General features: G+C 53.1%; 17 protein-coding genes and 1 riboswitch. Of the genes, 13 read left to right on the plus strand and 4 right to left on the minus strand.

The genetic code is table 11. The features are described from left to right. The first annotated feature begins 108 nt into the window (after positions 1 to 108). Complete coding sequence (locus A8O25_RS01890; protein ID WP_066830032.1) at positions 109 to 1107, plus strand: dipeptide epimerase; 999 nt, start codon at positions 109 to 111, stop codon at positions 1105 to 1107. Between the two features lie 105 nt (positions 1108 to 1212). On the opposite strand, the gene A8O25_RS01895 is transcribed toward A8O25_RS01890, so the two are convergent. Then, positions 1213 to 1827 (minus strand): DUF6799 domain-containing protein, encoded by a 615-nt coding sequence (locus A8O25_RS01895; RefSeq protein WP_066830033.1) that lies wholly within the window; start codon positions 1825 to 1827, stop codon positions 1213 to 1215. A gap of 38 nt (positions 1828 to 1865) precedes the next feature. Next, a complete protein-coding gene (locus A8O25_RS01900) occupies positions 1866 to 2522 on the minus strand; it encodes a DedA family protein (RefSeq protein ID WP_066830035.1) in 657 nt (218 codons plus the stop codon). Positions 2523 to 2666: 144 nt separating this feature from the next. On the opposite strand from A8O25_RS01900, the gene A8O25_RS01905 reads away from it, so the two are divergent. Together A8O25_RS01905 and A8O25_RS01910 are read left to right on the plus strand one after the other, a co-directional pair. Further along, positions 2667 to 3116 carry a MarR family winged helix-turn-helix transcriptional regulator gene (locus A8O25_RS01905; RefSeq protein WP_066830300.1) on the plus strand — a complete coding sequence of 150 codons (450 nt, stop codon included), beginning with the start codon at positions 2667 to 2669 and terminating at the stop codon, positions 3114 to 3116. A gap of 51 nt (positions 3117 to 3167) precedes the next feature. Next, positions 3168 to 3878 carry a YceI family protein gene (locus A8O25_RS01910; protein WP_066830037.1) on the plus strand — a complete coding sequence of 237 codons (711 nt, stop codon included), beginning with the start codon at positions 3168 to 3170 and terminating at the stop codon, positions 3876 to 3878. A gap of 318 nt (positions 3879 to 4196) precedes the next feature. On the opposite strand, the gene A8O25_RS01920 is transcribed toward A8O25_RS01910, so the two are convergent. Next, the gene (locus A8O25_RS01920) at positions 4197 to 4424 is read right to left on the minus strand and encodes a hypothetical protein (protein WP_066830044.1); all 228 of its coding nucleotides are present in this window, start codon (positions 4422 to 4424) and stop codon (positions 4197 to 4199) included. A 159-nt stretch (positions 4425 to 4583) separates the two neighbouring features. Next, positions 4584 to 4680, plus strand: a riboswitch (TPP riboswitch). A 227-nt stretch (positions 4681 to 4907) separates the two neighbouring features. On the opposite strand from A8O25_RS01920, the gene A8O25_RS01925 reads away from it, so the two are divergent. The 6 genes from A8O25_RS01925 to ruvB all read left to right on the plus strand — a co-directional run bounded on the left by A8O25_RS01925 (position 4908) and on the right by ruvB (position 14862). Then, the gene (locus A8O25_RS01925; protein WP_066830047.1) at positions 4908 to 7349 is read left to right on the plus strand and encodes a TonB-dependent receptor; all 2442 of its coding nucleotides are present in this window, start codon (positions 4908 to 4910) and stop codon (positions 7347 to 7349) included. Between the two features lie 1615 nt (positions 7350 to 8964). Beyond that, positions 8965 to 9858 (plus strand): TolB family protein, encoded by an 894-nt coding sequence (locus A8O25_RS01930; protein WP_066830055.1) that lies wholly within the window; start codon positions 8965 to 8967, stop codon positions 9856 to 9858. A 6-nt stretch (positions 9859 to 9864) separates the two neighbouring features. After that, the gene (locus A8O25_RS01935; RefSeq protein ID WP_066830058.1) at positions 9865 to 11184 is read left to right on the plus strand and encodes an N-acetylmuramoyl-L-alanine amidase; all 1320 of its coding nucleotides are present in this window, start codon (positions 9865 to 9867) and stop codon (positions 11182 to 11184) included. Between the two features lie 632 nt (positions 11185 to 11816). Next, positions 11817 to 12995 carry an acyl-CoA dehydrogenase family protein gene (locus A8O25_RS01940; RefSeq protein WP_066830061.1) on the plus strand — a complete coding sequence of 393 codons (1179 nt, stop codon included), beginning with the start codon at positions 11817 to 11819 and terminating at the stop codon, positions 12993 to 12995. A gap of 557 nt (positions 12996 to 13552) precedes the next feature. Further along, positions 13553 to 13822: a hypothetical protein gene (locus A8O25_RS01945; RefSeq protein WP_161947680.1), complete on the plus strand. Its 270-nt coding sequence runs from the start codon at positions 13553 to 13555 to the stop codon at positions 13820 to 13822. Next, entirely contained in the window at positions 13819 to 14862 is a 1044-nt protein-coding gene (ruvB, locus tag A8O25_RS01950; RefSeq protein WP_066830070.1) for a Holliday junction branch migration DNA helicase RuvB, read from the plus strand. The genes A8O25_RS01945 and ruvB overlap by 4 nt, the downstream gene beginning before the upstream one ends. Positions 14863 to 15035: 173 nt before the next feature. On the opposite strand, the gene A8O25_RS01955 is transcribed toward ruvB, so the two are convergent. Beyond that, positions 15036 to 15545 (minus strand): phosphoribosyltransferase family protein, encoded by a 510-nt coding sequence (locus A8O25_RS01955; RefSeq protein ID WP_066830071.1) that lies wholly within the window; start codon positions 15543 to 15545, stop codon positions 15036 to 15038. Between the two features lie 170 nt (positions 15546 to 15715). Between A8O25_RS01955 and A8O25_RS01960 the strand changes: the two genes are divergently transcribed. From A8O25_RS01960 to hemC, 4 genes are all read left to right on the plus strand, one after another. Next, positions 15716 to 15958, plus strand: coding sequence for a type B 50S ribosomal protein L31 (locus tag A8O25_RS01960; protein ID WP_066830073.1), 243 nt, complete (start codon positions 15716 to 15718; stop codon positions 15956 to 15958). A gap of 74 nt (positions 15959 to 16032) precedes the next feature. Then, positions 16033 to 17256, plus strand: coding sequence for a GlmU family protein (locus tag A8O25_RS01965; RefSeq protein WP_066830075.1), 1224 nt, complete (start codon positions 16033 to 16035; stop codon positions 17254 to 17256). Positions 17257 to 18622: 1366 nt separating this feature from the next. Beyond that, positions 18623 to 19744: a DNA polymerase III subunit gene (locus A8O25_RS01970; protein WP_066830078.1), complete on the plus strand. Its 1122-nt coding sequence runs from the start codon at positions 18623 to 18625 to the stop codon at positions 19742 to 19744. A gap of 9 nt (positions 19745 to 19753) precedes the next feature. After that, positions 19754 to 20701: a hydroxymethylbilane synthase gene (hemC, locus tag A8O25_RS01975; RefSeq protein WP_066830081.1), complete on the plus strand. Its 948-nt coding sequence runs from the start codon at positions 19754 to 19756 to the stop codon at positions 20699 to 20701. Positions 20702 to 20760 lie beyond the last annotated feature (59 nt).

A 20760-nucleotide genomic window follows, 5' to 3' on the forward strand; every position in this document is an offset into this window, starting at 1 on the left:
CTATGGTTTCAGAAAAAGGCAGAAATGCGGGCTGGTTCTTAAGATATTTTAGAAAGGTGGCATTTTTTTATCTATACTTGAGCCTTCTTTCTAATAAAACTACACCCTATGTTAATTTGGCATTTAGAGACCCGTGAGCTCACCCTGCGTTACACCTGGAAGATCTCACGCAATGCCTCTGATGTAAAAACCAACCTTTTTGTCACCGTGGGTGATGGCAAGGTGCATGGCCGCGGCGAGGCGGCGCCCAACGTGCGCTACGGCGAAACCCCCGAACTCCTGAACCAGCAGTTCAGCGCCCTGCAGGCCGGTGGCCTGGACCAGATTGGCTCTGTAGACGAGCTGCAGCAACTGATGAGGCAGGTAGAGGTGCTGCCCGCGCTCAGGTTTGCGCTTGAGTCTGCGTTCATTCATTACGTTTGCCGCAAAAGCAACCAGACAGTGGGCCAGTTTTTAGGGGTGCAGCCCATGACCTCTGTGCCCACGGCCTATTCATACCCCATCATGGACCCTGCCAGGATAGCCCCCTTCACCCAGGAACACGGCCTGCAGCGGTTTGAGTACCTGAAGGTGAAGGTGAACCAGGAAACCGGTCTGGACATGATGGCTGAAGTGGCCCGGGCTACCTCCAAGCCGTTGATGGTAGACGCCAACGAGGCCTGGCAAGACCCAGACGCCATGGTGGTGTTCATGGAGAAGCTCAGGAAGTACCCTGTTATCATGATTGAGCAACCCATGCCTTCGGCCCTGGCCGAAGAATATCTTTACCTGAAAAAGCATTCCCCTTATGACCTGTTTGCAGATGAGTCTGTAACCGACCACGCAGATTGGGGGCTGTTGAAGCAGCAGTTTCACGGGGTGAACATGAAGCTCATGAAAGCCGGCGGCTACCTGAACGGACTGGAGATTCTGAACAAAAGCCGCGCCGCCGGGTTGAAAACCATGATTGGCTGCATGATGGAAACCAGCATGGGCATCTGGTCTGCTATTCAGCTGGCCCACGGTGTTGACCTGCTGGACCTGGACGGCATGCTGATTGTGAAAGAGGAGCCGTTTGCACTGGTGAAGGAGCAGGAAGGGAAACTATACCCCATTGAGATGCCCTAATGCCTCAGTTGTGTTTTAGGGCTGTTTTTAAAAAAGTAGCCCTAAAACAGGAAATCCCCGGCAGAGCGCTCTGCCGGGGATTTCCTGTTTTACAGGGGAACAAGGCTACTGCCGTTTCTTCTCCTCACTGGCCAGCTGCTGCTGCACCTTGGCCAGTTCGGCATCCAGCTTCTGGAGGTTAGCGGTTTTGGCCTTGTCTTTTACCGCGCCTTGCAGGAGTTCGTTTTTCTTTTCTAAGATTTCGCGTTTGCGCTGCAGCAGCTGAATGCGCTCTTGCAGGGCTTGGGCATGCAGGAGCTGGTTGCCAAAGCCGGTGGTGTCGCCGGTGAGGGTGGTGCTTTGCTGAACAATGACCGGGTTCTTGATCAGATTCCCTTGCAGGTCCAGCCGGTCGCCGTCCTGGAGCAGCCGGGTCTGCCCGTCTGCGGTTTTCAGTTGGCCGTTGGGCTGGAGCTGGGCACCGTTAGGGAAGGTCTTGGCCTGGCTCAGGGGGGCGTACCCTTTGGGTAAAATGGTCATGGGCTTTCCATTCCGCATGATCACGCCTTCCCGGGCAGGCGTGACACTGGGCGTGGTGGTGCGTCCGCTTTCAGTTTTCTGAATGGTGGCCCCCTGCGCCAGGGCAGACCCGGCCGTAAGGAGTGCCAATACCAGTAGGGTGCCGCTCACCTGCAGACAACGTTTGGGCATAGAGGTAAAATGATGGGTTCCTGTTTTCATGCTAGTTTCAGAAAAATAAGCCGGAAACGCAAATAAGGCTACTGCTGGTGCTCAGCTTTGCCCTTCTTGCGCTCCTTCAAATACTGGATAATACCCGGCAGTACCGAGATGAAAATTATAGCCGGTATGGCGTAGTGTAAGTAGTCTTTCAGCTGCGGGAACTGCTGGCCCAGGTAATAGCTGGCTAAAACCAGTGTGCAAATCCAGAGGGAGGTGCCCACCGCGCTCAGGAATAGAAAGTGCTTGATGTCCATGCCCGTCACGCCCGCCAGCAGCGGGTTGAACGTGCGCACCACCGGTACAAATTTGCCTACCACAATGGCGGTTTTGCCTTTCTCCTTGTAAAATTTTTCTGCCCGTTCCAGGTGCTTTCTTTTAAAATACCATGTATCTTTCTTGTGGTAAAGCTTTTTGCCCATGCGTCTGCCAATGGTGTAGCCCAGCAGGTCGCCGGCCACGCCGGCGGCGGTCATGCTCGCCAGCAAACCCGCCAGGGGCACGGTCAGGACCTTGGCCCCGGCCAAAAGCCCCGTGGTAAGCAGCAGAGAGTCACCGCCTGGTATCACCAACCCAATGAGCAGGCCCGTCTCTACAAATACCACGGCCAGAATGAGGGTAAGGCCGCCATATTTGATCATGTTCTCAGGGCTGGAGAAAAGCTCTGTCCAGGAAATAAGGAAAAAAGGTTCTTGCATGATGGGGTGCTGCGTGGTTTATGAGGCATACGGTGCAAAGAATATGGATGTTGGTTTTTACCTTTGCTAAGGGAGCCGACAGAAGTTTCCGGTTCAATGCGGGACAAAAACATAGCCCTTTCCCCCCAGGTGATAGACTTTGTCATGAAAATAGAAGAAGAGATCAAGCAGAGTGCCTTCAAAAATGCCTATCAGAAGGTGTTCATAAACATACTGTACACCTCTAACTGGCTGCAGCTGCGGCAGTCTACCCAGTTCAAGCAATTTGGGGTGACCTTGCCGCAATACAACGTGCTGCGCATTCTGCGCGGGCAGTTCCCCAAGCCGGCCACGGTGAACCTTTTGATTGAGCGCATGCTGGATAAAACGTCTAACGCCTCCCGTATTGTGGACAAGCTGGAGGCCAAGGAGCTGGTCACCAGAACCCAGTGCCCCACTGACCGGCGCACGGTAGATATTCTGATTACAGAAAAAGGCCTCACCCTCCTGAAGCAGATTGATGAGCTCAACCTGGGTAAACTGATGGGGGAAGAGAACCTTACCCCTGAGGAGGCTGAGCAGTTGAGTGCCCTGCTAGACAAAGTGCGGGGATAAAACCCCTGTATTGCTGATAAGAAAACGACCACCTTCCAAATTCACATACCCATGAAAAAAGTAGTACTTTCTGCCTTAGTGGCTGCCGCGGTAGGCGTGTCAGCTTTCAAAGCAGCCTCTTCTGGCCCGGCACATGCAGCCTCAGCCGCTGAGGTGCGCGCAAGTGATATGAAAAGGTACAAAGTTGTGCCTGAGGAAAGCAAAGTCACCTGGGTTGGGCGCAAGGTGACCGGGGAGCACAACGGTAACATCAAACTGGCCAGCGGGGTTATCCTGCATGAAAAAGCCGGTTTGCGGGGAGGCACCTTTGTCATGGACATGACCAGCATCACGTGCAATGACCTGCAGGGCAACTCAAACAAAAAACTGGTTGACCACCTCAAGGCAGATGATTTCTTCTCAGTGGCCAGCCACCCCACCGCCTCTTTCGCCATCACCAATCTGGCGCCCAGGCAAAACGCCAAAGCAGGTACCGCCAACTACATTGTCACCGGCAACCTCACCATTAAAGGGATCTCAAACGAAGTGACGTTCCCGGCGTATGTGGGCGTGAAAAAAGACGTGGCCACTGCCAAAGCCACCTTGAAGTTTGACCGCACCAAATGGGACATCAAATACAGGTCTGGCAACTTCTTTGAGAACCTGGGTGACAAAGCCATTCAAGATGATGTAGAGCTGCAGATTGAACTGGTAGCCAAACTAGAAGAGGTAGCCAAGGCCAAAAAGACCAAAGACACCAAAGACAAAACCGCCAGACTCTAAGCAGCCATACCCTTCCAGGAAAAGCCGATGCTCCCGCCAGAGCCTCGGCTTTTCTTTTGAAGCGTAGCAGTGGAGGTTCCTGTTTCTGGGCTGTTTTTGAGAAACCAGGGCAAAACCAGCGGTTGCGGGCCGGGAGAACCCCAGTTGTCTGTGAGCAGGTGGCAGTGTGCCCTTGCAGCAAGCGGGTAAATAGGGGCCATCTGGCGCAGGGGGGGCTGCGTGGGCAGAGTAGAGAAGGGCGGGGTGGCCTCATGAAAAAGCAAACTCCGGAAGCTCGGCGGTGGGGCCTGGCTTCCGGGGTTTTTCTGTTCAGGCAGATTAGTAGGCCGGTGAGGTTTTAATGCTGGGCCGGTTATAATCTGGTTCCCAATCATTGATTGGCAGGCAAATGCCCGGTGGGAGGTCAAGGTCTGGCAAGCCGTCATTCAAAGGTTCGCCGCCGTCATCATCACTGTCATCTTGCGGCGGCACGGTGAGTTTCTTGCGCGGTGCCAGCGCCAGAAAGGCAATCAAGGCAAACATTGCCAGAGAGTATACAATCAACATAATACTGCTGCATTAGGAGTCTCACATCACATCCACGGCTTTGGAAAAGCGTCTCTCCCTGTTCAACGTATAGCAGCCTTGCTATGTTAGCCCTAAACGCAAAAAAATGATCAACTTCTCGCCCGGAGTTTGATTATGAGAAAAGCGGGTGTAGCTTTGCCCCAGTTTTAGGGGTGCCTTAATATAACGGGCTGAGATCATACCCATTGAACCTGATACGGGTAATACCGGCGAAGGGAAAAACAAGGGAATCAAAACAGAGTGGGAGAGCCGGCCCCTGGTGGCTCCTGTTTGTTTTACATTGAGCTTGTACACTTTTTTGATTTTGTAAGCGAAAACTGGCAGAGGAAGGTTCTGCCGAAGCGTTTTCTGAGAAACGTAGCCGCGCTACGGGTCTAGGAAAAGGCCAACGCAGGTTCTTGCTATAAAAGTTTGCAGCGCACAAGCAAAAGGTACACAAGCTCTTACAACTTTCTTTTTTACATGAAAAAAGTTTTAGCCCTGCTCATGGGCTGCCTGCTGCCGTGGTTTGCCATGGCGCAGACCACCTTGTCTGGCCGCGTACTAGATGCCGCCACGCAATCACCGCTTATCAGTAGTACCGTTGCGCTTACCCCCGGTAACCGCGCCACACTCACAGATGCCTTCGGGCGTTTCTCTTTCACAAATGTGCCTGCTGGCGAATACACCGTGCAGGTTAGTTACCTGGGGTACGGTACCGCCTCGCAGACAGTGACCGTTCCGGCTGCCCAGCCGCTGGAGTTCAGCCTCACCCGTACCAGCGTGGCCACCAAAGAGGTCTTGGTCACCGCCACCCGCGCCAATGAGAAAACCGGTACCACGTATTCAAATGTAACCAAAGAGGAGCTGGAAAGCCGTAATTTTGGCCAGGACCTGCCGTACCTGCTGGAGAATACGCCTTCTCTGGTGACCAACTCAGACGCCGGGGCCGGGGTAGGTTACACGGGCATGCGCATCAGGGGTTCAGACATAACCCGCATCAACGTGACCGTGAACGGAATACCCGTGAATGATGCCGAAAGCCACGGCGTTTTCTTTGTGAACATGCCAGACTTTGCCACTTCATTGCAAGACGTGCAGATTCAGCGCGGGGTGGGAACGTCTACCAACGGACCGGGAGCCTTCGGCGCCAGCCTCAATTTGCAGACTCAGGACGCCAGCCCAGAAGCGTATGCCCGCACCGATAATGCCTACGGTTCTTACAACACCTGGAAAAACAACGTGCAGTTTGGCACCGGGCTGCTGGGCGGCAAGTTTGCCGTGGACGGCCGCCTGTCCCGCATTTCTTCTGACGGGTACGTGGAGCGCGCCTCTTCTGACCTGAAGTCTTTCTATGTGTCGGGTGGCTATTATGGTGCTAAAGACCTGCTGAAAGTGGTGATTTTTGGCGGCCACGAGAAAACGTACCAGGCCTGGAACGGCGTGGACGAGGAAACCCTGAAAACCAACCGCCGCTACAACTCGGCGGGCACCGACATGGGCGATGACACGCCGTATGACAATGAGGTAGATGATTACCAGCAGTACCACTACCAGCTGCACTACGGCCATGAGTTCAGCCCGGCGCTTTCTTTCAACGCTGCCTTGCACTATACCCGCGGCTTCGGGTTTTATGAGAACTACAAGGCCGGTGAGAGTTTCTCTGATTACAGGATTCCGCCGCTGGCGATAGGGGGCACCACTGTAGCAGAAACCGATTTGGTGCGCCAGAAATGGCTGGACAACCATTTCTACGGAACCACTTTTGCGTTGCAGTACCGCGGAACGGGCAAGTTGAGCGCCGTGTTGGGCGGCGGCTGGAACCGCTATGACGGTGACCATTACGGCGAGGTGATTTGGGCGCAATATGCCCCTACCATTCAACCCGGCCACCGCTATTATGACGGCAACGCCCGCAAAACCGACTTCAACGTGTACGCCAAAGCCAACGTTCAGGCCACAGAGCAATTGGGCTTCTTCGGAGACCTGCAACTGCGTACCGTTGACTATAAAATTGACGGCACTGATGATGACCAGCGCGACGTGACCACCCGCGCTGACTATGACTTCTTCAACCCCAAGGCCGGCGTGACCTTTGCGGTGAATGAGGCGCACAGTTTATACGCCTCAGTGGCGGTGGGCCACCGCGAGCCCACGCGCTCAGACTTTGTGGACCGCCCCGCCAATGACCGGGCCAAGGCCGAACGCATGGTTGACTATGAGGCAGGCTATCGCCTGAACCAACCCTTGGGCGATGTGAACGGGCTTCCGGTGCGCCTCACCACTGACCTCACGTATTTCTACATGGACTACAAAGACCAGCTGGTATTAACCGGCCAAGTGAACAATGTGGGCACGCCGCTGAGAACCAACATTGCTGAAAGCTACCGTACCGGGGTAGAAGTGGCCGCCGGTCTGGGCTGGGGGAACTTTGCCCGTTTGACTACCAATCTGTCATGGAGCCGCAACCGCATCAAGAATTTCGGGGAAACCGTGTACCGGTTTGATGAGGACTACAATCCCGTAGAAGCCGTAGTGAGCCGCTACGCGGAAACTACTATTTCATATTCGCCCAGCGTGGTGACGTCTAGCCAACTGGAAGTGCAGCCGGTAAAGGGTTTGCGGTTCCAGTACCAGTTCAAAACGGTGAGCGAGCAGTTCCTGGACAATACCGCCAGTCAGGAGCGCCGTCTCAAACCCTATGAGGTGAGTGATGTGCGGCTGTTCTACCGTTTCAGCGTAACCAACTGGATGAAAGAAATAGAGCTGGGGCTGTTGGTGAACAACCTGTTCAGTGAGAAATATGAGGCCAACGGTTTCACCTTCTCTGAATATTACGTGGGTGATAACACCCGCTATCACTACAACTACTACTTCCCGCAGGCGCCGCGCAATTACTTGGCGCAGGTGAGTTTGCGTTTCTAGCGTGTTTTAGCCAAAACAGGCCAAAAACAGAGAATACCGTTCAGCCCTCACAGGTTTTAGAAACCTGTGAGGGCTTTGCGTTTCCGGGCTGTTTTCCGGAAAACGACCCGGAAACGGAAGATGTAGCGTCGTGGCACTGACACGACGTGGCACCACGCAGCCTTGCCGCCTCCAGACAAAAAGAACCCCCTTCACAACTTTGCCTTGAACTGAAGACAATGCCTAGGCGCCTTTTCTGTTTCATGGAGCCTCGTCATGTCAAGGCCACGACGCTACATTTCTGATAGGTCAGCAAGCAAATTCTGTTTTCGGGCTATTTCCCAGAAAACAGGCCAGAAACGCAACCGTGGTGTTATTTTACGGAAAGCCGCTACTTATAGATGGTTTTCCGTTTCCGGCCTGTTGTTTTAATAATAGGCCGGAAACAGCCTTTGCTGTGACACTCGGAAGTCTGGCCTATAGCCCATTCTGAAAGTCGGTAAACACAATTTCTGGGCTACAGCCGCGGCGACAAGAGGGCTTTTCGCTACAGAGGCAAGAGCACTGCCCTGTTTCTTGAAAGTAAATTGCTACTTTTAGGAATTTATTTTGTTAATAAATAGCTTAAAAAATTGAAATTTATCATTTAGGTGCGCTTGTTGAGATGAATTATTGATAAGATTTAAAATTGTGTGGTGGTGCCTTTTAAAGCGTTAGGCCGCTTTATTCTAACGATGTACATGAAATGCCAGCGTAATTTGTTTAATATCAACCCTCTGCGTTGATATATTTTGTGTTAAAAACATTCTATATATAAATAGAATATTCATAGTTATAGGAGTGCGGTTAGTTTCCTTTTTAGTAACCGCAATGCAAATGAAATTTGGGCAGTAGAATTGAGAACCAACTGGCTGCTTGTGAAGTTTCTGGCGCTGTAACCGATTGCTTACCAGTTGGTTTGCAGGCTCAACCAGAGGGCTTCATGTAACAGTATTTTTGAGCAGTATAAGGCATGTTACGGTGTCCTAACATGACAACGGCAGGTTTTGGTGATTTCCGTTTGCAGCGCAAAAGGGTAAGGTTAAACATACTCTTGGTGAAAATGACCTGCCGGTTTTTTTGGAGAAGCCTGGTAGCCTAGCCGAGTCCAGAATGCTGTAAACAGGGTTTTATTATAACTGTTCCGGAGCACGGTGAGCAAATTTTAGGCTTGCTCTTAGAGCTGGTTGAAATCTGTCTTCCGCGCTGCAAAGCGGCATGAAAAGAACCTGCCTTTGTGCTTTTTTCTCCCCTTGGTGCTGCTATGCTGCCCAAAGGCCACTTAGGCAGAACCTTATTCTGCCTCTTTTCGCTTGCTACATCAAAATGTAACCAAGCTCTTACGCGTACACTTTCAGCGTTCAGGTTATAGCTTATTTTCTGCTACGCAGCCCCTATTACAGAAACACCGGGCAAAGTAGCAGACAAATTTTAACCATTTGCCCCAGGGAGCCGCCGGCATAGGCAAACTGCCTCTGCGTTCTTCCGGTGCCCGGCACTTTTACAGATACCCAGATACGTTTTAGCGCAATGCAGCCGCGCTGCCACAGCTTTTCTTTTTTTCAATAATTAATCTTTCACCTAACCAACAAACAGTATGATGTTAAAAAAAACGCTTCGTTGTTTCACCTACCTGAGCCTATCAATAGGTAGTGTAAGCCTTCAGGCGCAGGCGCAAGGGCCGGCCCTGCAGAACATCCGGGAGGTAACCTCGGGTGACCATGAGTACAGCAGCCCGGTGTGGTCTCCGGACGGGCAAAAACTCCTGTTCACAGACCACCACAATGACGCTTTGTACATTAAAGACCTGGCCGGCAATGGCAGTGTACAGAAAATCAAGGAAGGCCAGGGCATTGGGTACAAGGCCAAATGGACACCAGACGGAAAGGGCGTGATTTTCTATGAGAAGCAGACTTCTTCCGGGGCCCGGACGTTCCTGGAGAAAAGCATAGATCTAAAGGGCGGCAGAGAGCGCGTCTTGTCAGAAGACAACTCTTCTAAAGCCAACCGCACCTTTTCTTCCCGCAAAAGCCCTTCGCTGAAAGTGTACATTAACCCCCAAACCCTAAAGCTGGAGGCCAGGGTAGGCAACGGAGAGCCTTGGATCATTACCCAAGAAGAAGGCCAGTACTACAGCCCGCTGGTTTCGCCGGACGGTAAAAAGGTAGTGGTTAATGAAGGCCCCAACATATACCTCTACGCCATCAATGGGAGCGGGAAGCGCAAGAACCTGGGTGTTGGCTTGCCTAGCAGCTGGTTGCCAGACGGCAGCGGTATTGTCACGTTTGAAGACGAATCTAAAGACGGCCATACCGTCTCTGGTTCTGAACTTTATCATATTGCCCTCAGCAGCAACGCCAAAACCAAGCTCACCAATACGGCAGACAGAATAGAAATGTGGGCAGATGTGTCGCCAGACGGCAAAAAGATTGCATTCGCTGATGAAAAATCGGGGAAAATATACGTGGCAGATTTAAACCTCAAAAAGTAAACCACCATGACGAAACATATACAAAACAATTGGTTAAAAGGGGCGCTGGCTTTCTGCCTGGCTTTCTTCTCATTCGCCGCACAGGCGCAGATAGTCATTGTGATAGACCCGGGCCATGGGTACAACTCTTCTGGCGGTAACCCAGACGGCCGTACTGATACTGAAATTTCTACGGCGCTGGCCGTTGGGCTTAAACTGAGAGACAAACTCAACAGCCAATGTACCAGCTATTCAGTAAAAATGACCAGAACCACCGCTAATGGCTGGATTTCAGTGACCCAACGCCGTGACATGTCTAACAGCTGGGGCGCAGACCGGTTCCTGAGCATACACTGCAACGCCGGCGGCGGAACGGGCACCGAAACCTTCTGGTGTAACCAAAGCACCTCCAGCAACACCAGCAACAGCAATTTTTCAAATGAAGTACAGGCCCGCATGGTGGCCGGGGGCAGTTGGACAAATCGCCGCTCTGTAGAAGATGCCACGTTCCTTCCGTATCATTTAGGCGTGTTGAATGGCAATAACGCCATTGGCGTGTTGAACGAGATTGGTTTCGTGGACTCGGGCGATGCCACCAAACTCCTGGACAATACCTGGCGGGATAAATTTGCCACCGCTTACTTGACGGCCCTTAAAAACAGCTTGGGCACTTCTACGTGTACGCCACCCACCAGTACCGGCACGCTTATACAAGGCGAGAGCTACTCTTCTGCGCCTGACGTGCAAACAGAGGCTTGTTCTGATACCGGCGGTGGCCTGAACGTAAGCCATATAGATACCGGTGATCAGATTTCGTACGCCAACGTTAATTTCCCAACCGCAGGTAGCTACAAAATTGAGTACCGCGTAGCCAGCGCCAACGGCGGGGGTATCATAGAGTCTATTCTTACCGGGGTGGTGATACTTGGCCGCGTAAACGTACCTTCTACCGGGGGGTGGCAGACAGGCTGGACTACCATTTCCCAAAACGTTACCATCAACCAAGCTGGCACCTACACCCTGCGCTTAAGCGCCATTGCAGGCGGCTGGAACCTGAACTGGCTCCGGATCACCAAGAACACAACGGCCAGGATGGCCATTATAGCTGAGGAAGTAACCCAGGACATTTCCCTTTACCCTAACCCGGCCGAGAATGAGCTGTTCCTGCGTTACACCGGCACTGCCACCAACAGTCGCGTTTTAAACACCTCTGGGCAGACCGTGCTTACTTTGCCAACTTCCACCAATGAACAACCTATTGACATTTCGTCTCTGGCAAGCGGTATCTATATCTTAGATATGACCATTGACGGCAAAAAAGTCACCAAGCGGTTCATCAAGCGGTAATGCATAAGGGGCAGCCTGTAACGCACACCGCTGTGCCAAGGCTGCCCTGTGCTTTTGTCACCCAGCCGAGCCCTGCCTTTCTAAATCAATAGCAGGGTTCTGTTCTCACAGCGTGCCCTTAGTTTCTGAATCTGCCTCATGTCTAAGACAGGCTGGCAGGAGACGCTGTTTCTAGCCTGCTTTAGCCAAAACAGGCCGAAAACAGGAAATACCGTTCAGCCCTCACAGGTGTTAGAAACCTGTGAGGGCTTTGCGTTTCCGGGCTGTTTTCCGGAAAACAGCCGGAACGCAAAGTGTAGTGTGGTGGCACTGACACTGACACAACGTGGCACCACGCAGCCTTGCCGCCTCCAGGCAAAAAGAACTTCCTTTGCAACCATTGCCTTGAACAGAAGAGAATGCCAGGGCGACTTTCTGTTTCATAGAGACACGTCGTGTCAAAGCCACGACGCTACATTTCTGATAGGTCAGCAAGTAAATTCTGTTTTGGAGCTGTTTTTCAGAAAACAGCTCCAAAACAGAAAGCGTAATCGTTTACGTGGCAGGAATTCTGTTGATTCTGTTGCCGTGGCTGTAGTTTCTTCTTATGTTTGGAGACAACACCGTACTAACAGAAGTTAACCTATACCACTATGGCGTCAGAGAATTCCGGCTTCACCGATTATTATAACATAGACGACCTGCTCACGGAGGAGCACAAGCTGATCAGGCAGACCATGCGGGACTTTGTGAAACGCGAAATCTCCCCCAACATTGAGAAGTGGGCGCAAGACGCGCATTTTCCCAGTGAGATTGTGCCCAAGTTTGGCGAAGTGGGTGCGTTTGGCCCTACCATTCCAGAGGAATACGGCGGCGGCGGGCTGGACTACATCAGCTACGGGCTTATTATGCAGGAGATTGAACGCGGTGACTCTGGTATGCGGTCTACGGCGTCAGTGCAAGGCTCGCTGGTGATGTACCCCATTTACGCGTACGGTTCAGAGGAACAGCGCAAGAAATACCTGCCTAAACTCGCCTCCGGCGAATGGCTGGGCTGCTTCGGGCTCACCGAGCCCGATTTTGGCTCAAACCCCGGCGGCATGGTGACCACCATCAAAGACATGGGCGACCATTACCTGCTCAACGGGGCCAAGCTCTGGATTTCCAACTCACCGGAGTGCCAGGTAGCCGTGGTGTGGGCCAAGAATGAGCAGGGCCGTATCAAAGGTCTGATTGTGGAGCGCGGCATGGAAGGTTTCTCTACCCCGGAGATCCACAACAAGTGGAGCCTGCGCGCCTCCTGCACCGGTGAGCTGGTGTTTGACAACGTGAAAGTGCCCAAAGAAAACCTGCTGCCCAACGCAGACGGCCTGCGCGGTCCGTTAGGCTGTCTGGATTCGGCGCGGTACGGCATTGCGTGGGGTGCCATCGGTGCCGCTATTGACTGCTACGAGAGCGCGCTGAGCTACGCCAGGCAGCGCATCCAGTTTGATAAACCCATTGCCGGTTTCCAGCTCATTCAGAAGAAACTAGCCGAGATGATTACCGAAATCACCAAGGCGCAGCTCATGGTGTGGCGCCTGGGCATGCTCAAGAACGAAGGCAAAGCCACCACCCAACAGATCTCCATGGCCAAGCGCAACAGCGTAGACATGGCCCTGCAGGTAGCCCGTGAGGCCCGCCAGATTCACGGCGGCATGGGCATTACCGGCGAGTACCCCATCATGCGGCACATGATGAACCTGGAAAGCGTGGTTACCTATGAGGGCACCCATGACATTCACCTGTTGATCACCGGTGCTGATATCACGGGAATTCAGGCGTTTAAGTAGTTCTTAGTTATTGGTTGTTCGTTGTTCAGATGACCTTAGAAAAGGCAGTTGCGGAAACGTGGCTGCCTTTTCTATTTGGGGCTGATATTATGGAAACAGGCCAGAAACGGTTTCGTTCTTCAGTCAGAAACGGATTTGTCTTATAGTGAGATTTCTCCCAACGTACTCCCCACTTTGTCATCCTGAAAGGACCTTGTGAGCAAACTAGAAAAGCAGTTACTAAAACGTGGTTGCCTCCGCGTTTTTGGGCTGTTTTCTGAAAAACAGGCCAGAAACGCGAAGCCGGTAATCTTACTCTCAAGCTCTTATCTGTAACTGCGTTTCGGGGCTACATTTCAGAAAGCAGGCCGAAAGCAGAAATAACACCTACCAAGATTCCCACCTATTTTATCATTCTGGAAGAGTCTTGGTAGCGAACGGCAGTAGCAGACAATCCAAGCTTTTCTAGCTTGCCCACAAGATCCTTTCAGGATGACAGAAAAGGGTGTGACTATTTATTGAAGCTCAGTTCTAGAGTTGGCATCGCTCAAGGGTTTCTCCTGAAAGGGAAGTTATCCTTGACACAAGCATCTGTTTTATCTGCGTTTTGGGGCTACTTTCAGGAAAACAAGCCAGAAAGAGAAAATCACTTCCTGAGAGGCAAATCCATTCCTTCGCCGCAGGCGATGCAAAAGCTAAGATTAATTATAGCTAATATATTTAGTTTAAAGTTAAAATTACTAGCAAAATCTGCCGCTTTTCCTCGTGCACTTGGAGCGTTTTTAGCCTCAGATGTGTTATCTTTACAACTGAATCTTTGCCCAACAGCCAAGAGATTTTACACATGAGAGAAGATTATTTAACCGGCTCCGCCGATGCCATGGCGCCCTCTGACCGGGAGCTGGACCGCGCCCTGAGGCCACTGGATTTCGGTGATTTTGCCGGCCAGGAGAAAGTGGTGGAGAACCTGAAGGTGTTTGTGGGCGCCGCCATCATGCGTGGTGAGGCCCTGGACCACGTCCTGTTGCACGGGCCTCCGGGCCTTGGTAAAACCACGCTAAGCCATATTATTGCCAACGCCCTGGGTTCCAATATTAAAATCACGTCTGGTCCGGTGCTGGACAAACCCAGCGACTTGGCCGGCCTGCTTACCAACCTGGAGCGCAATGACGTACTCTTTATTGACGAAATCCACCGCCTGAACCCCATTGTGGAAGAGTACCTGTACTCGGCCATGGAGGACTATAAGATAGACATCATGCTGGACTCGGGCCCCAATGCCCGGTCAGTGCAGATCACGCTGAACCCGTTCACACTCATTGGCGCCACCACCCGCTCCGGTTTGCTAACCTCGCCGTTGCGTGCCCGTTTCGGGATTAACTCAAGGCTGGAGTATTATGACTCCAAGCTGCTGACTACCATTGTGCAGCGGTCTTCAGAAATTTTGGGCGCGCCCATTCATGAAGACGCCGCCTTTGAGATTGCCCGCCGCAGCCGCGGTACGCCGCGTATCGCCAACAACCTGCTACGCCGTACCCGTGACTTCGCGCAGATCAAAGGAGACGGTACCATCACGGTAGAGATTGCCAAGTTTGCGCTGAATGCCCTGGATGTAGACCAAAGCGGACTGGATGAGATGGACAAGCGCATTCTGAGCACCATCATTGACAAGTTCAAAGGGGGGCCGGTGGGGCTGTCTACCATTGCCACCGCCTGCGGCGAAGAGGCTGAGACCATTGAGGAGGTCTATGAGCCGTTCCTGATCCAGGAAGGGTACGTGAAACGTACCAGTCGCGGCCGTGAGGCCACAGAGGCCGCTTACCGCCACCTGGGCAAGATTCCGCCCAACCATGTGCGCAGCGGCACCTTGTTTGACCAGGCTGAGTAGCAGTTTCTGTTTTGGGGCTGTTTTCAGGAAAACAGCCCCAAAACAGAAAACCCTCTAAAGTATTCGTGCTTTAGAGGGTTTTCTGTTTTAAAAAGGAGGGGCGCTATTGGTTAATGAGGCAACTGTCTGGCCGCCAGCAGATGGGCGCCGGGTCTAACAGGGAATGCTGTTGGTTAGATCAAATACGCGTTCCACTCCTGCTCTCTATAGATGACCCTGATGTGCTCCCGCAGGGTGGTTGCCAGGGAATAGCCGGTGTAAGTGGCCGTAATAGGGTAGAGGGTATGGTGGCGGTTAATGAGGGTGGCAATCTCCAGCTTCCTGCAGTCTTTGTCCAGAAAGGCGCGCAGGGTGTAGGCCAGAGTCTTGCCGGTGTTCAGCACGTCATCTACCAGCACCACGGCCGTGTCTTTCAGAGAGGCTGGCAGCGGCTGAATGTGAATGTCATGGGCCAGCGGCTCGGTTTTGTGCAGGGTCACCTCAAGCAAAGAAAGCTCTAAGGCTGAAATAGCCCGCAGTTCCTGTTCCAGCAGCTGCGCCAGCAGATACCCATTCTCATGGATACCGGCCAGGACTAATCTTGTTTCGCCAAAATTCTGCTCGTAGATCTCAAAGGCCATGCGCTTGATTTTCTGCAGGATCTGTTGGTGGTCCAGAATGAGGCTCTCTTTTGTAAAAATCATGGTCAGGTGCTGTTTTCCGGCGAATTTAGGGAAATAATCTGCAAACCCGCCAACCTGTACTCCTTCAGGAGGGGAGTCTTTAAAATATTTGCACCTAACAGTTTTAAATTTCAGGCAGATGTATTACTTTTGCAGTCCTATTGAAGAAATTCGTCTAAAAATAGCATATAATGAAAAAGGACATCCATCCTGAATACAGAGAGGTAGTTTTCCAGGATACTTCCAGCGATTACAAATTCATCACACGTTCTACCATGAACTCAAGTGAGACCATCACTATGGAAGATGGCAAGACATATCCTGTGATCAAAGTAGAGGTTTCTTCTGCTTCTCACCCGTTCTACACCGGTAAAAACATCTACGTGGATACTGCCGGCCGTATTGACAAGTTCAAGCAGCGTTACAAGAAATAGGTCTAGCCTATTTTACGCTTCTCCGTATAGAAGTCTTCCTGAGGTTTTCAGGAAGACTTTTTTATTTTTGTCTTATGAAGAACCTTGTCCTGTTTGATGATCCGGCCTTGCGGGCGAATCTGTTGCCGTTTACCTTCACCAGGCCTGTGGCTGACCTGCGGGTGGGTATCCTGACTATTGCGGAGAAGTGGCGGAATCTGTCACAGGCAACCGTGTCTTTTCTCACGCAAGGGTACCTGCAGGGCAAATTTGGCCTCCCCGTCACCGGCAGCGAAGATACCGTGTATGTAAACGGGGCCGTCTGCCCCTCTGCCGAGCTTCTGGAACAGGTGCAACAGCTGCCCGTGGGGCACGGACTGGAATTTGAGGGCCTCCTGGTAGCCCTGCACGCCCCGGCCGCAGAGGTGCCAGACATAGAAGCCCTCTACCGCTACGCCCATGAGCACACCACCCGGGAGACAGACCAGTCTTTGGTGGTGGTGCGCCAGCTCTGGGACATCTTCAAATTGAACGGTGACCAGATCAGGGTTGACTTCAAGCTCCTCACCCAAGGGCGCACCAGCCAGCCCATCACAGATGAGCACACCCGCGTCTATAACCTGGGCAACATCTTCATTGAGGAAGGCGCTAAAATCAAAGCCGCCATACTGAACGCAGACACAGGCCCTATCTATATTGGCAAGAATGCCGAAGTGCACGAAGGTTCCATGATCAGGGGGCCGTTTGCGCTGGGCGAGGAAAGCCACGTGAACGTGGGGGGGCGTATGCGCGGGGATATCACCATTGGCCCTTTCTGCAAAGTGGGGGGCGAGGTGAACAACTGTGTTTTCTTCGGGTACTCCAATAAGGGCCATGAAGGCTTCTTAGGCAATTCAGTGGTAGGCGAATGGTGTAATTTTGGTGCCGATACCAATGCCTCTAACCTCAAGAACAACTACGCGCCCATTAAAATCTGGAGCCATGCCCAAGAGAAAATGATAGACACCGGTCTGCAGTTCTGCGGCCTCATGATGGCAGACCACGTGAAGTGCGGCATCAATACCATGTTCAACACCGGAACAGTGGTGGGCGTGGGCGCCAACATCTTCGGGGCTGGGTTCCCGCCAACCTTTGTGCCGTCCTTCACCTGGGGCGGCGCTGATACCATGGTCACGTACCGGCTGCCCAAATTCTTTGAGGTGGCAGAAGCGGTTCTGGGCAGAAGAGGCCTGGCGCTGAGCAGCGAAGACCGCAAAATTTTTACCCAAATCTTCCACCTCACCCAGTCTGGCCGCCCCTGGGATGGTCTGCCGGTTTAAGGGCCGCAACAGATTATTCCCGTTTCTGGCCTGTTTTTGAGAAAACAGCAGAAAGGGAATTGGGCAGGCACCCGCAGGTCCTCCGGGCGCTAGGGGGGCTGCTGGTAGTAGTCCTGAGTCAAGCATGTGATTTGGCTTCGGATGGAAACAACTTGCCATGCGTGTGACCCACCACTGCCCCTCCCAGGAGGGGGATTCTCTGGAATGCGTGGACCGGCAGGTGTCAACATCCCCCTCCGCCCCCTTCAATGGGGGAGTATCTGGTGACGTTAGAAGACACGGAAGTAACTTCCGCAGCTTAGAGAGCAGAAGCTGTGTGAGGCTGTGCCACCGCTGTTTGGGATTTACACTCCCGAACTTACGTATCCCTCAGATTTGCAATCTGCGCTACAGGAGCCAAGAGAGAAGGGGCCGGGGATTTCAAATCCCCTCAGTACCTGCTTCCGGATTGCAAATCCGGAAGAGCGGCCTCTTTTCTAGTAGAAATAACGGCCCTGCCCTTCAAAGGGGGAGTATCAGCTGGCGTTAGAAGGCACGGAAGTAACTTCCGCGCCATAGGAGGGCAGAAGTAATGTGAGGCTGCCGCCTCATGGAAGCTGGAAGCTTCCACCATTATAGGTCCAAGTTGGAAACTTGAACCAGAGAAAGCGGCAAACAAGCAGCAATAAATAAACAACACTTCTGCTAGTGGCACCTGGGTTAATTAGCACTTCTGCCCCTGGCTGATGTGCGCAGCACGGGCTCGTCACAGGCTAGCGGATCAGCAGTAGTTACCTACTGAAACAGAGAGCAAGTAAGGAAGTAGCAGGAGAGGAATCCAAACCAGTCCTGGGGGTGAGCGCCTCTGTTAATACGGTGCCGCTCCAGCGGCAAGGCCGGAGGGCCTAGTTTTAACAGCAGTGCTCACCGCCAGGACGGGCCCCGCGGCCGTGAGCGCTTACCGGAAGAGATGAAACAGTACAGTGAGTGAGGCACCGGAGCAAACGGGAGATCCAAGGAAACTACAGACTACGCATTCCTGCCGCAACACAGCTAAGGGGCCCGCAGCCCACGCAGTCCAGCAGCAACTGCAGCCGCAGCCTATGAGGGCACCGTATTCACGCCAACGTCAGGCAACAGCAGACTACGCATTGCCATCCGCAGACAGCCTCAGAAAAATGTCACCTAAACCGCCCCGGCAGCAAGAGGCAAGAATCCCCTTGCACCTGGCAGCGCAAACCTGTTTTTAGGCTATTTTCAGAAAAATAGCCCAAAAACAGACAAGGCATCTTATCTTTACATTCCGTTTGAAACCCATGCTGGGCTCCGGCAAAACGGTTATGACCCGGGAGGCGACCCTCCTGATTTTCCAAACTCAGAACCACCCGTGCAGTTCTCTACTATTTACGGCCATCAGGAAACTAAGCAGCTGCTGCTGAACTCCGTTACGTCACAGCACGTGGCGCACGCCCAGTTGTTTCTGGGGGCAGAAGGAGGTGCCAACCTGGCGCTGGCGCTGGCCTATGCCCAATACCTCAACTGCGAAGACCCACAGCCCCAGGACTCCTGCGGCGTCTGCCCCAGCTGTACCAAAATCAGCAAGCGCATTCACCCAGACCTGAACTTTGTGATGCCGGTGACCAAGGTGAAAGACAGCGAGGCGCTCAGCAAGAACTTTGTACCCCAATGGCGCACCTTCCTGGCAGATAGCCCCTACCAGACGCTCAATGACTGGATGCAGTACATAGGGGCCGAAAACAAACAGGGAACCATTCCAGTGGGGGAGAGCCGGGAACTGGTGCGCATGACCTCGCTCAAAGCCTTTGAGGCCAAATACAAGGTGATAGTGATCTGGCTGCCGGAGCTTATGAACATCAGCGCGGCCAACGCCCTCTTAAAATTGCTGGAGGAGCCACCTGCCGCCACGGTCTTCCTGCTGGTAAGCAACGGGTCAGACAAGATCATGCCTACCATTCTCTCCCGCACCCAGCTGGTGAAAGTACGGGCCTTTACAGACGCCGAGGTGATCCGGTACCTGCAGGAGCAGCAGGGCGTGGAGGAGGAGCGGGCTTACCAGGTGGCGCAGCTCGCCGAGGGGAACCTGCAGGCGGCGCGGGTGCTGAGCCGGGAAATGACCTCAGACTATTTTACGTTTTTCCTGAGCTGGATGCGTCTGTGCTACAACCATAAGTTTGACGCCGTGCTGGAGCAGAGCGAAGACTTCCAGAAACTGGGCCGCGAGAATCAGAAAAACTTTCTCCAGTTTGCACTAAGCCTGCTCAGAAAAGTGTTGCTGTTTGGGGTAGACAACCAGCTGATTACCTTTCTGCCGGCACCGGAACTGGACTTTGTGCAGAAATTTGCAAAGCTCATTCACCAGGGCAACGGGGCGCAGCTGGCGCAGGAACTGAATGAGGCCCATTACCACATTGAGCGCAACGCCCACCCCAAGATCACGTTCCTGAATACATCTATCCAGATTGCGCAGCTTATACGGCCGGTCGCATAACCTTATATTATGGAAACAACTTCAACCACGTCTCCCATCAGAATAGGCACCCGCGGCAGCCGTCTGGCCCTCTGGCAGGCGCACCACGTGGCAGATACCCTTCGGGCCAACGGCATGGAGGTAGACATCATCACCATCACCACCAAGGGGGACCTGGTGCTTGACAAGTCACTGGATAAGATTGGCGCCAAAGGCGTGTTCACAGAGGAGCTGGAGGAGAGCCTTCGGAACGGGGCCATTGACATTGCCGTGCACAGCGCCAAAGATGTGCAGTCAACCATTCCGGAAGACCTGGAGCTGCTGGCCTTTATGGAGCGCGAGCAGGTGCATGACGTGGTGATCTCATTCAACCCGCTGTTCAAGCTGGGCGAGGGGCAGCAGGTCATTGGCACCTCGTCTACCCGCCGCCGGTCATTGCTCAAACGCTTCTACCCAAACGTGATCACCGCTGAGTGCCGCGGCAACCTGCAGACCCGTATCCAGAAGCTCAAAGACGGGCAGTATGACGCCATTCTGCTGGCCTACGCCGGGGTGGCCCGCATGCAGTATGACCACATGATTGCCCAGCACCTGCCGCTAGACACGTTCATTCCGGCCGCCGGGCAGGGCAGCGTGGCCATTGAGTGCGCCAAAACCCTTCCGCTGGAGCGGAAATTGAACCTGAAACTGGCGTTAGACCACAAACCCACCCACCTCTGCCTGCTTGCTGAGCGGGCGTACCTGCGCACCATGGAAGGCGGCTGCAGCATTCCTTCCTTCGCCCTGGCAACCTTAGACGCAGACACCTTGACCTTGAAAGCAGGCATCATTAGCCTGGACGGGGAAGAGCTGCTGGTGGAAGAAATGACCGGTTCTCCTGAAGACGCAGAAACCATGGGCGAGCAACTGGCGCACGCGGTACTGAGCCGTGGCGGTGACCGCATCCTGGCTGAAATCAGAAAAGAGAAGGATAGTTAACAGGCCAGGCCGCCCTTTTCACCCGGCTACCCTGGGAGCCGGGTAGAAAGGGCGGCCTG

The sequence above is a fragment of the Rufibacter ruber genome, from assembly GCF_001647275.1.
Taxonomy (GTDB): domain Bacteria; phylum Bacteroidota; class Bacteroidia; order Cytophagales; family Hymenobacteraceae; genus Nibribacter; species Nibribacter ruber_C.